The organism is Pseudorhodoferax sp., assembly GCF_047601025.1.
Taxonomy (GTDB): domain Bacteria; phylum Pseudomonadota; class Gammaproteobacteria; order Burkholderiales; family Burkholderiaceae_C; genus Pseudorhodoferax.
Genome location: NZ_JASGJZ010000001.1, coordinates 2,616,888 through 2,630,692, shown reverse-complemented (window position 1 = coordinate 2,630,692; position 13,805 = coordinate 2,616,888). Strand labels below are relative to the sequence as shown.

Genomic DNA, 13,805 nt, shown 5'->3' with positions numbered 1-13,805 from the left:
GTTCTTACAGGCCGATCGCGGCGATGCCCGCGCGTGCGATCTGCGCGTCCTCGGTCGACTTGACGCCGCTGACGCCCACCGCGCCGATGCACTGGCCGTCCTTGATGATCGGCACCCCGCCTTCCAGCAGGCCCTGGATCTCCGGGGCGCTCAGGAAGGCGGTGCGGCCGCCGTTGACCATGTCCTCGTAGCCCTTGCTCTCGCGCCGCCCCAGGGCAGCCGTATGGGCCTTGGCCGGTGCGATGTGGGCCGACACCGGGGCCGCACCGTCCAGGCGCTGCAGCCACAGCAGGTGGCCGCCGTCGTCGACGATGGCGATGGTCACGGCCCAGTTGTTCTTCTGGGCTTCGGCCTCGGCGGCGGCGGCGATGGCCTTGAGGTCGGACAGTTCGAGGAAGGATTTGGTCTTCATGGTGCGGTAGCGGTCGAAAAGCCGAGAGCATAAACAAACAAAAGCTCCGCGCGCGGCGCCCCGGCCACCCTCCGTTGCGCCAATAGACACCGCCACGGGACTGGAATTGCGGCCGGCCACTTGAATCTGCCTAGAATTTCCGCATCTGTCCCCCTGGCAACGCAGGAGTCCACCGCATGAACCATCCCGTACGCACCATCGACGCCGCCGGCTACGGCGGCTACGCCGTATCGCAGGAGCAGCGCAACAAGGTATTGCGCAACACCTACTGGCTGCTGGCACTGAGCCTGCTGCCGACGGTGCTGGGCGCATGGATCGGCGTGTCCACCGGCATCACCGCCGCACTGGCGGGCGGGACCGGCCTCCTGGTGTTCCTGGCCGGCGCGTTCGGCTTCATGTTCGCGATCGAGAAGACCAAGAACTCCTCGGCCGGCGTCGCCGTGCTGCTGGGCTTCACGTTCTTCATGGGCCTGATGCTGTCGCGCCTGATCGCGGCCGTGCTGGGCCTGCAGAACGGTGCCGAACTGATCATGACGGCCTTCGGCGGCACGGCCGGCGTGTTCCTGGCCATGGCCGGCATGGCGACGGTGGTCAAGCGCGACCTGTCTGGCCTGGGCAAGTGGCTGTTCGTCGGCGCCATCGTGCTGCTGGTGGGCGGCATCGTCAACGTGTTCGTCGGCTCCACGGCCGGCATGATGGCCCTGTCGGTGGCGGCGATCGGCATCTTCAGCGCCTTCATGCTGTACGACCTCAAGCGCATCATGGACGGCGGCGAGACCAACTACATCAGTGCCACGCTGGCCTTGTACCTGGACCTGTTCAACGTGTTCCAGAGCCTGCTGGCCCTGCTGGGCATCCTGGGCGGCGAGCGCGACTGAGCGGACATTCCGCCCTTCCCTGCCAAGGCCCCGCATGCGGGGCTTTTTTACGTGCGCCGAACCTCCCGGCGCGCCTTCAGCCGGCGTACTCGAACTGCGCCATGCTCTCCACGTGGGCCGTGTGGGGGAACATGTTGACCGCCCCCGCCGCCACGCAGCGGTAGCCGGCCTCGTGCACCAGCACGCCGGCGTCGCGCGCCAGCGTGGCGGGGTTGCAGCTCACGTAGACGATGCGCCGCGGCGGCGCCCAGCCCGGCACCGGCGCACGGCACAGCCCGGCCAGCGCCTGCACCAGCGCGTGCGCGCCCTCGCGCGGCGGATCGACCAGCCACTTCTCGGCCGCACCGTCGGCCGCCAGTTGCTCGGGCGTCATCTCGAACAGGTTGCGCGCCACGAAGCGCGTCGGCGCCAGCGGTCCGAAGACGCCGCGCGCACCGGCGTTGAGCCGGTAGTTCTGGCGCGAGCGCTCGACCAGCGCCTCGCTGCCCTCCACGCCCAGCACCTCGCGCGCACGCGTGGCCAGCGGCAGGCTGAAGTTGCCCAGGCCGCAGAACCAGTCGATCGCGCGCTCGTGCGGCTGCACGTCGAGCAGGCCCAGGGCGCGCTGCACCAACACGCGGTTGATGTGGGCGTTGACCTGGGTGAAGTCGGTCGGCCGGAAGGGCATCACGATGCCGAACTCGGGCAGCCGGTACGACAGCGGGATGGCCGCCGCCTCGTCCAGCAGATGCACCGAATCCGGCCCCTTGGGCTGCAGCCACCACTGGACGCCATGAACCTGGGCGAACGCGCGCAGGCGCTGCAGGTCGGCCGCGCCGAGCGGCTCCATGTGGCGCAGCACCAGCGCGGTCACGCCGTCGCCCACGGCCAGCTCGATCTGCGGCAGCGTCTGGCACGCCTCCATCGCGCCGATCAGCGCCCGCAGGGGCAGCAGCAGCGCACTGACGTGCGGCGGCAGCACGTGGCACTCGCGCATGTCGGCGACGTAGCGGCTCCGGCGCTCGTGGAAGCCGACCAGCACCTCGCCCTTCTTGTGCACGTAGCGCACCGACAGGCGGCCGCGGTCGCGGTAGCCCCAGGCCGGCCCTTCGATCGGCCGCAGCATCCGCTCCGGACGCACGCGGCCGAGGCGCGACAGGTTGTCCTCCAGCACGCGCTGCTTGACGGCCACCTGCGCGGCCGGGTGCAGGTGCTGCATCTTGCAGCCGCCGCAGGCGCCTTCGTGCAAGCCGAAGTGCGGGCAGGCGGGCCGCACGCGCTGCGAGGACTCGCGCAGCACGGCGGTCAGCGTGGCCTGCTCGAACTGGTGCTTGCGGCGGTACACGCTGGCCGTCACGCGCTCGGACGGCAGGGCGCCCTCGATGAACACCACCTTGCCGTCCTCGCGCCGGGCGACGCCCTGGGCTTCCAGGTCCAGCGCGTCCACCTCCAGCTCGGCGCTGGCGGACGGCTCGGGGGCGCCGGCGGGGGTCTTGCGACGCGTGTTCTCGTGGGCTCGGGACATGGCCCGGATTGTCTCAGCAGGCGAAGGGGCAGCCCCGCTGCGCAGCGGACACCCAGCGCATCCGCCCCTCCGGGCGCCACCAGCGTCGGCGGGGCCGCGGCTACAGCAGCGCGTCCTTGTCGACGCCGTGGCGGCCCAGCAGCAGCTTGAGCTTGCGCAGCGCCTCGTTCTGGATCTGCCGCACGCGTTCGCGCGTCAGGTGCAGGCGCTCGCTCAGCGTGTCCAGCGTTTCCGGCTCGCGGTCGTGCAGGCCGAAGCGGCCATCCAGCACCTCGCGCTCGCGCGGCGACAGCGCGCCGGTCCAGGTCTCCAGCAGCTGCTCGACCTCGCGCGCATGCATCACGCTGGACGGATCAACGGCCTGCTCGTCGGTCAGCAGGTCGGCCAGGGTGCCGCTCTCCTCCGTGCGGTCCAGCGCGGCATCCAGCGAGCGCGGCGTCTCGGCCAGCGCCAGCAGGTCGGCGACCTCCTGCACCTCGCGGCCCAGCAGCGCGGCCACGTCGTCCACGCGCACGCCGTCGGGCCGCGTGGCCTGCAGGGACGCGTCGTTCTCCAGCATGCGGCGCGCGCGCAGCACCTGCTGCAGCTCGCGCACCACGTGCACCGGCAGCCGGACCACGCGGCCCTGCTGCACCACGGCACGTTCGACCGACTGGCGGATCCACCAGGTCGCATAGGTCGAGAAGCGGAAGCCCCGCTCGGGCTCGAACTTGTCGATCGCGTGCATCAGGCCCAGGTTGCCTTCCTCGATCAGGTCGCTCATCGGCACGCCCCGGCCCAGGTAGTTCTTGGCGATGCTGACGACCAGGCGCAGGTTGTGCTCGATCATCGACTGCCGCGCCGCGAAGTCGCCGGCGCGTGCGCGCGAGGCCACCTCGAACTCCTCCTCGGGCGTGAACAGCGCGGTGCGCCGCACGTCGCGCAGGTACAGCGTCAGGATGTCGCCCGACTCGCCTTCCAGCGGCACGCCGTCGAGCAGGCCCTCGCGGGCGCCGGGCGGCGGCGCCTCGGCGGCCGGTCCGGTGCCGTGGTGCTGCGACGCATCCGGCTCGGGGGAAGGGCTGGATGCGTCGCGCTTCTTCATGGCGCGGGGCGCGGCGGCAGGTACTTCAGCGGATCGACGGGCTTGCCCTGCCGCCGGATCTCGAAGTGCAGCTTCACGCGGTCGGCGTCGCTGCTGCCCATCTCGGCCACCTTCTGCCCCTTGCGCACGGTCTGGTCTTCCTTGACCAGCAGCGTCTGGTTGTGGGCGTAGGCCGTCAGGTAGGTATTGTTGTGCTTCAGGATGATCAGGTTGCCGTAGCCGCGCAGGCCGGCGCCGGCATAGACGACCTTGCCGTCGGCCGCGGCCAGCACCGCATCGCCAGCGCGGCCGGCCAGGTCCACGCCCTTGTTCTTGGCTTCGTCGAAACCGCCGATCAGCGAACCGCCGGCCGGCCAGATGAAGGCCATCTGCTGGTCGCCGCCCTCGTTGCCGCCGACGGCCGCCGGCGCCACGGCGACGGTGGTGGGCGCGGCAGGTGCCGGCGCCGGGGCGGGCGCGGCCGCCGGGGCGCTGGCAGCGGCCTGGGCGCTGGCGGCCGGCCGGGACGCCGCAGCCGCCGGCGCGAGCGGCGCACCCTGGGCCGCGCCGGACGAGGCGACCGGGCGCGTCACCACGCCCGCCTCCGCGGATGCGGCGGGTGCCGATGCATGGGCCGTGGGCGGCGCCACGCGCAGCACCTGGCCAACCTCGATCAGGTTCGGATTCTCGATGCCGTTCCAGCGCGCGACGTCGCGCCAGTTCTGCCCCGTCTCCAGGCCGACACGGATCAGCGTGTCGCCGGGCTTGACGGTGTAGTAGCCGGGCTTGCCGGCGTTGGGGTCCGCAGGGGGCGCCGCCGCCTCCACCGGAGCCGGACTGGCGACGCTCGGCGGCGCCGCGCTTGCGGATGCCGCGGTACCGCGGTTCTCCACGGGTGCGCCACGCACGGGCACATTGCGGGTCGCGCACGCACTCAAGGCCAGCACCGCGACCAGTGCCATCACTTCGTACGACCGCCGCGCCTTCACACCAACCATCAACACGCTCCCTGTCAACCGACGCCGGATTTTAAGGGGACGAAGTGCACGGCCTCGAGCCACTGCTGGCGCGGCCCCTGGGGCGTCCGGTCGACCACGACCAAGGCCTGCCGGCCATGGGCACCGAGGATGGGCGCCACCAGCCGTCCGCCCACCGCCAGTTGGTCCAGCCACGCGGGTGGCACGGCCTCGCCGCCGGCGGCGGCAATGATGGCTGCATAGGGCGCCCCCTTGGCATAGCCGGCCATGCCGTCGCCGAACAGCAGGTGCACGTTGGCCAGGCGCAACGGCCGCAGGTTCTCGCGCGCCTTCTCGTGCAGCCCGCGCAGCCGCTCGATGCTGTAGACCTCGCGCGCCAGCAGCGACAGCACGGCGGCCTGGTAGCCGCAGCCGGTGCCGATCTCCAGCACGCGGCCGGGCTTGCCCGCGGCCGCCAGCTCACTGTCCAGCACCAGCTCGCACATGCGTGCGACGACGGTGGGCTTGGAGATCGTCTGGCCCAGGCCGATCGGCAGGCTGGTGTCCTCGTAGGCCTGCGTCACGAGCGCGCTGTCGACGAAGCGGTCGCGCTCGACCCGCTCCATCGCGGCCAGCACGGCCTGCGACTGGATGCCGGCCTCGGCCAGCCGGCGCACCATGCGCGCACGCCGCGCCCCCGAGTCGGGCCGCGCCGTGGCGTGCGCCGGCGCCGCGGTGGCGGCCGGCCTGGCGGCGGGCGGCCGCGCCGGGCCGGTGCCCAGGCGCGCAGGAAAGCCCGGACGCGTCGCCATCAGCCGACCGATGCGCCGGCGGCCGACACGCCGGCCAGCACGTGCGCCCACTGCTGCAGCCGCGGATGGTCGGTCAGGTCCACCTGCAGCGGCGTGATGGCCACGTGGCCCTGCTCCGTGGCATGGAAATCGGTGCCCTCCGCGCCATCCTTGGCCGCGCCGGCGCCACCGATCCAGTACATGGTCTCGCCGCGCGGACTGTCCATGGTGATCACGCGCTCGGCCGCGTGGCGCCGGCCCAGCCGGCACACCCTGGCCGGCTTGAGCTCGGCCAGCGGCCGGTTCGGGATGTTGACGTTCAGCAGCCAGGGCGCGTCGCCGACCGCATGGGCCTGCATCAGCTGCAGCACCAGCGCACGCGCCGTCGCGCCGGCCGCGTCCAGGTGCTGCCAGCCCTTCTCGGTCTGCGAGAACGCGATGGCCGGCACGCCGAACAGGTAGGCCTCCATCGCGGCGCCGACGGTGCCGGAGTAGATCGTGTCGTCGCCCATGTTGGCGCCGTTGTTGATGCCCGAGACCACCAGGTCGGGCCGGTAGCCGAGCAGGCCCGTCAGCGCGATGTGCATGCAGTCGGCCGGCGTGCCGTTGACGTAGCGAAAGCCGTTGGCGCCCTGGTGCACGTACAGCGGCGCATGGAGCGTCAGCGCATTGGACTTGGCGCTGTTGTTCTGCTCGGGCGCGATGACTTCGACCTCGGCGACGTCCTTCAGCGCCTGGTGCAGCGCGGCAATGCCCGGCGCCTGGTACCCGTCGTCGTTGCAGATCAGGATCTTCATGGACTCGGCTCTCGCATTCGCGCGGATTGTAGGGGCCGCCTGTGCGACGAATCGGCCATCCTGCGCCCCTATCATGGGCTGCCTGGAACACTGGCAAGGAGACACGAGATGCATGCATGGCTGTGCGAGAACCCCGTGGGCGTGGACGCGCTGGTCTGGAAGGAGCTGCCGACGCCCGAACCCGGCCCGGGCCAGGTGCGCGTGCGCATCCATGCCGCCAGCCTGAACTTTCCCGACCTGCTGGTCGTGCAGAACAAGTACCAGACGAAGCCCGACCTGCCGTTCGTGCCGGGCATGGAGTACGCCGGCGTGGTCGAGGCCGTGGGCGAAGGCGTCCGCCAGCTCTCGCCCGGCCAGAACGTGGCCTGCCTGGCCGGCACCGGCGGCTTCGCCACGCACGCGCTGGCACCGGCGGCGCAGTGCATGCCGCTGCCGGCGGGCTTTCCGCACATGGATGCGGCCGCCTTCATCCTGACCTACACGACCTCGCACCATGCCCTGGTGGACCGCGCCCGCCTCGCGCCCGGCGAGACGGTGCTGGTGCTCGGCGCGGCCGGCGGCGTGGGCACCGCGGCGATCCAGATCGCCAAGGCCGTGGGCGCGCGCGTGATCGCCGCCGCGTCGAGCCAGGAGAAGTGCACGCTGTGCCGCGCCATCGGCGCCGACGCCACGATCGACTACAGCCAGGAGACGGCCACCGGCGGCTGGCGGGACGCGATCAGGCGACTCACGGACGGCCAGGGCCCCGACGTGGTCTACGACCCGATCGGTGGCGAATTCGCCGAGCCCACCTTCCGCTCGATCGCCTGGCGCGGCCGCTACCTCGTCGTGGGCTTCGCCTCGGGGCCGATCCCCTCGCTGCCGCTGAACCTGGCGCTGCTCAAGGGCGCGTCCATCGTCGGTGTGTCCTGGGGCGGCTTCTCCAGGCGGGAGCCCGAGGCCAACGCCGCCGCGCTGGCCGAACTGGCGCAGTGGTACGCACAGGGCCGGATCAAACCGGTGATCGACCGCACCATGCCGATGGCCGAACTGAAGGCCGCCTACGCCCGCATGGGCGCGCGCGCCATCCAGGGCAAGCTGGTGCTGGTGAATCCCTGAGCCCGGGCTCGGCTGGCGCTGGCATGCCGCGCTGCGGCGCACGCCAGGCTCCGGCCCCGTCACGCCTTGCGCATCCTCGAACGACGGATGGCTTCGTTGATCTCGGCGATCGAGCGCTCGATCGCCGCGTCGTCGAGTTCCTGCGCCGGCGCCTGGGCGTCCAGCGACTGGACGGTGGCGGCGAAGCGGGCGGTGTCGGCATGCTCGATGCCCAGCGTAGAGACGAAGCTGCCCGTGCCGTCCCATTCCACGCCCAGCGCGGTCACGTTGTCGCTGGCGCCGCCGGCCTCGCGCAAGGCCTGCTCGACCAGCTCGGGCACGGCGTGCTGGACGGCCTGCTGGCTGAGGCCGCGCACGATCACGTCCTCGGCCAGGCTGCCCCACAGGCCGTCGGAGCACAGCAGGAGCTTGTCGCCCTGGTGCAGGGCCACGGGCCCGGCCACGTGATAGACCGGCAGGGCCGGCGAGCCCAGGCAGGTGAACAGCATGTTGCGGGATATGCGGCCGGTCTGCGCGTCGTCCGGCGGCAGCTGCTCCGCATAGGAATGGTCGCGCGTGCGCATCATCAGCGCGCCGCCGCGCACGAGGTACAGGCGGGAATCGCCGCAATGCACCCAGTGCGCGGTGTCGTCCTGCAGCACCGCCGCCACCAGCGTGGTGCGCGGCGTGTCGGCCATGCCGCGCTCGGCCCCGTGGCGCAGGATGCGGCGGTGCGCGGCCAGCAGCGCGTGCACCAGGAAGTCGGGGGCCCGCGGCAGCCGCGGCGTCGCCTGCTGCCGGTACAGGGCCGACACGGTCTCCAGCGCCAGCTGCGCCGCGACGTCGCCCTCCGGATGGCCGCCCATGCCGTCGGCCAGCACGAACAGCGCGGACTCGCGCGTGTAGCTGTACCCCATCCGGTCCTCGTTCCTGGCCCGCCCTCCGCGCCGGCTGACCTGGAACACCGAGAACCTCATCGGGACGTCTTGTCCGCCGAACCGGCGGACGTCATCGGGCGCGTGGCCTTCTTGGAATCGGACACCAGCGTGTCGAACTGCAGGCGGATCTTCTCGCCGACCGACAGCTTGGTGTAGCGGCGCTCGCCCTCGCGGCTGAGCTCCTTCTGCAGCGCGAACACCGACTGCGGGCGCGACAGCGGGTCGAGCGCCATGCACCACTCGACGACCTCGATCAGGTTGTCCGAGTACACCCCGCGCAGCCGCGACAGCGACAGCGCGAGGCGGTCCTTGTCGAGCCGCTGCGGCGCCTCGGCCGGCGGATAGCCCAGCATGCAGGCGTAGATGCAGCCGCCGATCGCGTAGATGTCGGTCCAGGGCCCCATGGTCGCGTCGCGCCGGTACATCTCGGGCGCGGCGAAGCCCGGCGTGTACATCGGGCGCACGAAGTTGCCCTCCTTGTTCAGCACTTCGCGCGCGGCACCGAAATCGATCAGCACGGCCTTGTCGTCGTCGGTGATGAAGATGTTGGCCGGCTTGATGTCCAGGTGCAGCATCTTGTGCTGGTGCACGATGCGCAGGCCGCGCAGCACCTCGTCGAACAGCGAGCGGATCGTCGACTCGCGGAACACCTTCTGGCGCCGCAGCTCGCGCGAGGTGATGATGAAGTCCTGCAGGGTCGCGCCCTCCAGATAGTTCATCACCATGTAGACGGTCTCGTTCTCGCGGAAAAAATTCAGCACGCTGACGACGGACGGATGCGAGATCTGCGCCAGCGAGCGCCCCTCCTCGAAAAAGCTCTTGAGGCCCAGGCGGTACAGCGAGAGCTTGTCCGGTGGCACCCGGGGCAGCAGGTCGCCGGCCTCGCGCGAAGCCAGCGAAGAAGGAAGGTATTCCTTGAGGGCCACCTGGCTGCCATCGCGGTCGGTCGCGAGGTAGACCATGCCGAAGCCACCGGAAGACAGGCGCCGCACGATGCGGTAGCCCCCGACAATGGTGTCGGGCTGCAAAGGCGCCGGCTTGGTTTTGCTCATGGTCCTGGCTGAATCCCCGTGAGTGGCGGAAGCCGTTATTCTCTGGCCCTCGCAAACGACCAGCACCTTCTCATGGCAGTTTACAGCATGACCGGCTACGCCAGCGCCCAGCAAAGTGGCGCCGGCGCCCCCGCGGACCAGGACGGCAAGGCCACGCCGGCAGGTCGCCTCGCCATCGAGCTGCGCTCGGTCAACAGCCGCTTTCTGGATCTCGCCTTCCGCCTGCCGGACGAACTGCGGCAGCACGAGCCGGCGCTGCGCGAACTGCTGGCGGCCAGGCTCAAGCGCGGCAAGGTCGAGCTGCGCGCGGCCATCGGCCAGCCCGACGCCACCGGCGTGCCCGAGCCCACGCCGCGCCTGCTGCAACGCCTCAATGCCGTGCAGGACCAGGTGCGCGCCTGGCTGCCGGGCGCGCCGCTGCTGTCGGTGGCAGAAGTCGTCCGCCTGGCCGCCGGCGAACAGCAGCCCGCCGGCGACTTCCGCGAGGCGGTGCTCCCGCTGGCCGAGAAGGCGCTGGAGGAACTGGTCGCCGCGCGTCAACGCGAAGGTGCGCGGCTGGCCGCGATGCTGGCCGAACGGCTCGGCCAGTTGCGTGCGCTGGCCGGGCAGGCGTCGCCACTGGTGCCGCAGCTGGTGGAGCAGCAGCGCCAGCGGTTCCTGGAGCGCTGGAAGGAAGCCATGGCACTGGCCGACGGCGCCACGCCGCCCGAGGCCGCACAGGACCGCGCCCTGACCGAAGCGACCGCCTTCGCGATCCGCATCGACGTGGCCGAGGAACTGACGCGGCTGAACGCGCACCTGGACGAGATCGAGCGCCTGCTCCAGCACGGCGGCGAACTCGGCAAACGGCTGGACTTCCTGATCCAGGAACTGCACCGCGAGGCCAACACCCTGGGCTCCAAGTCCGCCGCGCTGGACCTCACGCACATCTCGGTCGACATGAAGGTGCTGATCGAGCAGATGCGGGAGCAGGTGCAGAATCTCGAATGAAACTTCAGGAAGGTACATTCCTTCCTGAAGTGCCTTGGAGCTTCATACCAGTCGATTCGCGACCACCACCGCACCGAAGCAACAGCCAACGTTGCGAAGGATTCGCCGTGCAATGCGCCGCCTGCCCGGCACAGGCGATCAGATTGCGTCCCCCGCCCACGCCACGCGTTCGGGATGCGTGTAGACGCTCAGCTCGTCGCCGCGCGCGAATCCGATCAAGGTCAGGTTCGCGTCCTGCGCCAGGTCGACGGCCAGGGCGGTGACGCCCGAGACGGCCGCCAGCAGCGCGCTGCCGGCGCGCACGGTCTTGCCGGCCATCTCGTAGCTGGCGCGGCTGGTCACGACGATGAAGCCGTCCTGCGCCGCCAGCCGCGCCGACAGCATGGCGCCGACCAGCTTGTCCAGCGCGTTGTGCCGGCCCACGTCCTCGCGCACCAGCAGCACCCGGCCGGCCACATCGGCGAAACCGGCCGCGTGCGTCGCGCCGGTCGCCGCGCGCAGTGGCTGCAGGCCGTCCAGCGCGTACATCGCGCGCGACACGGCCGCGGACGCGAAGCGTGCCTGGCTGTGCAGCGGCGCCGGGCGGCGCACGGCCTGCGGCAGGCTTTCGGCACCGCACAGGCCGCAGCCGGTGCGGCCGGCCAGGCTGCGGCGCCTGTCCTTGAGCCGCGCGAAGCAGCCGGCGGCGATCTCGATGCGCACCGTCAGGCCGCCGCAGCCCGCCGCGACCTCCAGGTCGCGCACGTCGGCGCGGCTGTCGACGATCTCCTCGGTCAGCGAGAAGCCGAGCGCGAAGTCCTCCAGGTCCAGCGGGGTGGCCAGCATCACGGCGTGCGAGATGCCGTTGTATTCCAGCGCGACGGGCACCTCGTCGGCCACGCAGTCGCTGGCGTGCAGCGGCGTCCCCCCGCCCCGTCCGCCGACCACGGCCACGCGGTGCGTGCCGGGGGGGATGTTCAACGGCGCGTCATGCGGCTTCATGCGCGCTAGTCTCGCATCACTGGCCGGTGACTGCAGCCGCAGCCACCGGCAGTGCCCGCCCGGCCGGCCGGCGCTCCTGAAGCCCGCCGGCGCCGCAGTGGCTCAGGTGTCCTTCGACACCGTGATCGTCGGGAACTTCGAGGAGAAGTCCTTGTTCTTCTGCGCGATCGCCACCGCCACCCGGCGCGCCACGGCCTTGTAGACCGCGGCCAGCTCGCTGTCGGGCTCGGCCACCACGGTGGGGCGGCCGCCGTCGGCCTGCTCGCGGATCGAGAGCGCCAGCGGCAACGCCCCCAGGTAGTCCAGCTTGAATTCCTCGGCCATGCGCTTGCCGCCGTCGGCGCCGAAGATGTGCTCGGCATGGCCGCAGCGGCTGCACACGTGCACCGCCATGTTCTCCACCAGTCCCAGGATCGGCACGCCGACCTTCTCGAACATGCGCACCGCCTTCTTGGCGTCGATCAGCGCGATGTCCTGGGGCGTGGTCACGATCACGGCGCCGGTCATCGGCACGCGCTGGGCCAGCGTCAGCTGGATGTCGCCGGTGCCGGGCGGCAGGTCGACCACGAGATAGTCCAGGTCCTTCCAGCGGGTCTGGCGCAGCAACTGCTCCAGCGCCTGGGTGGCCATGGGGCCGCGCCAGATCATGGCCTGGTCCTGCTCGACCAGGAAGCCGATCGACATGATCTGCACGCCGTGGCCGAGCAGCGGCTCCATGGTCTTGCCGTCGCCGCTCTCGGGCCGGCCGGAGACGCCCATCATCATGGGCTGGCTGGGGCCGTAGATGTCGGCGTCGAGCAGGCCGACCGTGGCACCCTCGGCCGCCAGCGCCAGCGCCAGGTTGGCCGAGGTGGTGCTCTTGCCCACGCCGCCCTTGCCCGAGGCCACGGCCACGATGTTCTTGACGCCCGGCAGCAGCTGCACGCCACGCTGCACCGCGTGCGCCGTCACGCGCGTCGCGACGTTGACGGACACGTTCTCCACCCCCGGCACGCCGCGCGCGGCAGCGATCAGCGCGCTGCGCAGCGCCGGGATCTGGCTCCTGGCCGGGTAGCCGAGCTCGACGTCGAACGCCACCTCGCCGCCCGACACGCTGAGGTTGCGCACCGCCTTGGCGGACACGAAATCCCGGCCCGTGTTGGGATCGACCACCTGTTCGAGCGCCTGCAGCAGCGCCTGCTCCGTCACCGACATCGCGTCATCACTCCTCTGGAGGGCGCCGAGTGTACCGATGGCCCCTCCGGGGCGCTGGCGCGCGTGCCACCTGTCCCCCACCACGCCCACGGCTTGCGGCACGCGGAGAGCGCCCTGTAAAGCGAGCGGGGCTTCGACCGCCCCCGTCCAGGCGCTGCGACGGCCATGGTGCCCGCCGCCACGCTCCGCGTCGCCGGGCATGCATGCGCCCCTGGCTATCCGCTCTCCATCATCCCCGGCAGGTGGCGGACCAGGAAATCGATCAGCAGGCGGGTGCGGCCGAGCACGTGCCTGTTCGGATACAGCACCCACAGGCCGGGCACCTCGCCGTCGGCGTAGACGCACGCGTACTGCGGCAGCAGGGGCACGAGGGCGCCGGCGGCCAGCTCCTCCCGGATCAGCGTGCGCGCGATCCGGGCGATGCCCACGGATTCGCGCGCCAGCGCCAGGAGCAAGGCGTAGTTGTCCACCTCGACGAAGGGCGTGATCTGCTGCGACACCAGGGAACGACCGCGCTGGAAGAACCAGTTGCGCGCTTCGTTGGCGGAATGGGTCAGGCAGCGGTGCCGGGCCAGGTCCTGCGGCGTGCCGGGTGTGCCATGCCGCTGCAGGTAGCGCGGCGTGGCGCACAGCACCCGCTGGTACGGCCGCACCCGCTGGCCGACGATGCTGGAGTCCGCGATGCGGCCGGACTGGATCGCCAGGTCGAAATGCTGCTCGACCAGGTTCACATGGCTGTCCGTCGTGGTGATGCTGATGCGGATCTGCGGGTAGAGCTCGCTGAAGCGCCCCAGCAGGCTCGGCAGATAGGCGACGGCCGCATAGTGCACCGCCACCATGCGGATCAGCCCCGCGGGGGCGCTGCGCAGCGCCGCCAGGCGGTCCACCAGCTGCTCCTGGGTCTCCAGCGACTGGCGGGCCCAGGCCAGCGCCATCTCGCCGGCTTCGGTGAGCTTCATGCTGCGCGTGGTGCGCTCGAAGAAGCGGGCGTCGAACGCACTCTCCAGGGAAGCCAGCTGGCGCGTGGCCAGCGACGGCGCGATGTTCAGCTGGCGCGCCGCGCCCGCGATGCTGCCGTGTTCGGCCACGAGGCTGAACAGCGTCAGCAGTCCGGAGATCGAGGTGGGCTTCATGGGGGCGATGGGATTGTCTTGCCAATCAGTGCAGGAAAT

The 13,805-nt window shown here is 71.2% G+C and carries 14 protein-coding genes; 3 read left to right on the top strand and 11 right to left on the bottom strand.

Translation table 11 applies throughout. The annotated features are described in order from the left end of the window. Positions 1 to 4: 4 nt before the first annotated feature. Positions 5 to 412, bottom strand: coding sequence for a GlcG/HbpS family heme-binding protein (locus QM782_RS12435; RefSeq protein ID WP_415203224.1), 408 nt, complete (start codon positions 410 to 412; stop codon positions 5 to 7). Positions 413 to 588: 176 nt separating this feature from the next. Here QM782_RS12435 and QM782_RS12430 point away from each other — a divergent pair, with 176 nt between their 5' ends. Then, positions 589 to 1,290 (top strand): Bax inhibitor-1 family protein, encoded by a 702-nt coding sequence (locus QM782_RS12430; RefSeq protein ID WP_415203223.1) that lies wholly within the window; start codon positions 589 to 591, stop codon positions 1,288 to 1,290. 76 nt (positions 1,291 to 1,366) lie between these two features. Here the strand turns inward: QM782_RS12430 and rlmD are convergent, their stop codons facing one another. The 5 genes from rlmD to surE all read right to left on the bottom strand — a co-directional run bounded on the left by rlmD (position 1,367) and on the right by surE (position 6,401). Further along, positions 1,367 to 2,794, bottom strand: a complete 1,428-nt coding sequence (gene rlmD, locus QM782_RS12425; RefSeq protein ID WP_415203222.1) for a 23S rRNA (uracil(1939)-C(5))-methyltransferase RlmD — start codon at positions 2,792 to 2,794, stop codon at positions 1,367 to 1,369. Positions 2,795 to 2,894: 100 nt separating this feature from the next. Next, the gene (locus QM782_RS12420; RefSeq protein ID WP_415203221.1) at positions 2,895 to 3,878 is read right to left on the bottom strand and encodes a sigma-70 family RNA polymerase sigma factor; all 984 of its coding nucleotides are present in this window, start codon (positions 3,876 to 3,878) and stop codon (positions 2,895 to 2,897) included. Then, a complete protein-coding gene (locus QM782_RS12415) occupies positions 3,875 to 4,819 on the bottom strand; it encodes a peptidoglycan DD-metalloendopeptidase family protein (RefSeq protein WP_415203220.1) in 945 nt (314 codons plus the stop codon). Before QM782_RS12415 ends, QM782_RS12420 begins: the two co-directional genes overlap by 4 nt. 50 nt (positions 4,820 to 4,869) lie before the next feature. After that, a complete protein-coding gene (locus tag QM782_RS12410) occupies positions 4,870 to 5,625 on the bottom strand; it encodes a protein-L-isoaspartate(D-aspartate) O-methyltransferase (protein ID WP_415203219.1) in 756 nt (251 codons plus the stop codon). Then, positions 5,625 to 6,401 carry a 5'/3'-nucleotidase SurE gene (surE, locus tag QM782_RS12405; RefSeq protein ID WP_415203218.1) on the bottom strand — a complete coding sequence of 259 codons (777 nt, stop codon included), beginning with the start codon at positions 6,399 to 6,401 and terminating at the stop codon, positions 5,625 to 5,627. Before surE ends, QM782_RS12410 begins: the two co-directional genes overlap by 1 nt. A 108-nt stretch (positions 6,402 to 6,509) precedes the next feature. Between surE and QM782_RS12400 the strand changes: the two genes are divergently transcribed. Then, a complete protein-coding gene (locus QM782_RS12400; protein ID WP_415203217.1) occupies positions 6,510 to 7,499 on the top strand; it encodes an NADPH:quinone oxidoreductase family protein in 990 nt (329 codons plus the stop codon). 59 nt (positions 7,500 to 7,558) lie between these two features. On the opposite strand, the gene QM782_RS12395 is transcribed toward QM782_RS12400, so the two are convergent. Together QM782_RS12395 and QM782_RS12390 are read right to left on the bottom strand one after the other, a co-directional pair. After that, positions 7,559 to 8,455 (bottom strand): PP2C family protein-serine/threonine phosphatase, encoded by an 897-nt coding sequence (locus QM782_RS12395; protein ID WP_415203216.1) that lies wholly within the window; start codon positions 8,453 to 8,455, stop codon positions 7,559 to 7,561. Beyond that, positions 8,452 to 9,468 (bottom strand): serine/threonine protein kinase, encoded by a 1,017-nt coding sequence (locus tag QM782_RS12390; RefSeq protein WP_415203215.1) that lies wholly within the window; start codon positions 9,466 to 9,468, stop codon positions 8,452 to 8,454. Before QM782_RS12390 ends, QM782_RS12395 begins: the two co-directional genes overlap by 4 nt. Positions 9,469 to 9,540: 72 nt before the next feature. On the opposite strand from QM782_RS12390, the gene QM782_RS12385 reads away from it, so the two are divergent. After that, positions 9,541 to 10,458, top strand: a complete 918-nt coding sequence (locus QM782_RS12385; RefSeq protein WP_415203214.1) for a YicC/YloC family endoribonuclease — start codon at positions 9,541 to 9,543, stop codon at positions 10,456 to 10,458. Positions 10,459 to 10,596: 138 nt separating this feature from the next. On the opposite strand, the gene fdhD is transcribed toward QM782_RS12385, so the two are convergent. From fdhD to QM782_RS12370, 3 genes are all read right to left on the bottom strand, one after another. Next, the gene (gene fdhD, locus QM782_RS12380; RefSeq protein ID WP_415203213.1) at positions 10,597 to 11,439 is read right to left on the bottom strand and encodes a formate dehydrogenase accessory sulfurtransferase FdhD; all 843 of its coding nucleotides are present in this window, start codon (positions 11,437 to 11,439) and stop codon (positions 10,597 to 10,599) included. Positions 11,440 to 11,541: 102 nt separating this feature from the next. Beyond that, positions 11,542 to 12,633 (bottom strand): iron-sulfur cluster carrier protein ApbC, encoded by a 1,092-nt coding sequence (apbC, locus tag QM782_RS12375; RefSeq protein WP_415203212.1) that lies wholly within the window; start codon positions 12,631 to 12,633, stop codon positions 11,542 to 11,544. Between the two features lie 215 nt (positions 12,634 to 12,848). Beyond that, positions 12,849 to 13,766, bottom strand: coding sequence for a LysR family transcriptional regulator (locus tag QM782_RS12370; RefSeq protein ID WP_415203211.1), 918 nt, complete (start codon positions 13,764 to 13,766; stop codon positions 12,849 to 12,851). Positions 13,767 to 13,805: the final 39 nt, after the last annotated feature.

Coding starts and splice junctions, on each gene's coding strand:
- QM782_RS12435 (WP_415203224.1), bottom strand. CDS start 412: ATGAAGACCAAATCCTTCCTCGAACTGTCCGACCTCAAGGCCATCGCC.
- QM782_RS12430 (WP_415203223.1), top strand. CDS start 589: ATGAACCATCCCGTACGCACCATCGACGCCGCCGGCTACGGCGGCTAC.
- rlmD (WP_415203222.1), bottom strand. CDS start 2,794: ATGTCCCGAGCCCACGAGAACACGCGTCGCAAGACCCCCGCCGGCGCC.
- QM782_RS12420 (WP_415203221.1), bottom strand. CDS start 3,878: ATGAAGAAGCGCGACGCATCCAGCCCTTCCCCCGAGCCGGATGCGTCG.
- QM782_RS12415 (WP_415203220.1), bottom strand. CDS start 4,819: ATGGCACTGGTCGCGGTGCTGGCCTTGAGTGCGTGCGCGACCCGCAAT.
- QM782_RS12410 (WP_415203219.1), bottom strand. CDS start 5,625: ATGGCGACGCGTCCGGGCTTTCCTGCGCGCCTGGGCACCGGCCCGGCG.
- surE (WP_415203218.1), bottom strand. CDS start 6,401: ATGAAGATCCTGATCTGCAACGACGACGGGTACCAGGCGCCGGGCATT.
- QM782_RS12400 (WP_415203217.1), top strand. CDS start 6,510: ATGCATGCATGGCTGTGCGAGAACCCCGTGGGCGTGGACGCGCTGGTC.
- QM782_RS12395 (WP_415203216.1), bottom strand. CDS start 8,455: ATGAGGTTCTCGGTGTTCCAGGTCAGCCGGCGCGGAGGGCGGGCCAGG.
- QM782_RS12390 (WP_415203215.1), bottom strand. CDS start 9,468: ATGAGCAAAACCAAGCCGGCGCCTTTGCAGCCCGACACCATTGTCGGG.
- QM782_RS12385 (WP_415203214.1), top strand. CDS start 9,541: ATGGCAGTTTACAGCATGACCGGCTACGCCAGCGCCCAGCAAAGTGGC.
- fdhD (WP_415203213.1), bottom strand. CDS start 11,439: ATGAAGCCGCATGACGCGCCGTTGAACATCCCCCCCGGCACGCACCGC.
- apbC (WP_415203212.1), bottom strand. CDS start 12,633: ATGTCGGTGACGGAGCAGGCGCTGCTGCAGGCGCTCGAACAGGTGGTC.
- QM782_RS12370 (WP_415203211.1), bottom strand. CDS start 13,766: ATGAAGCCCACCTCGATCTCCGGACTGCTGACGCTGTTCAGCCTCGTG.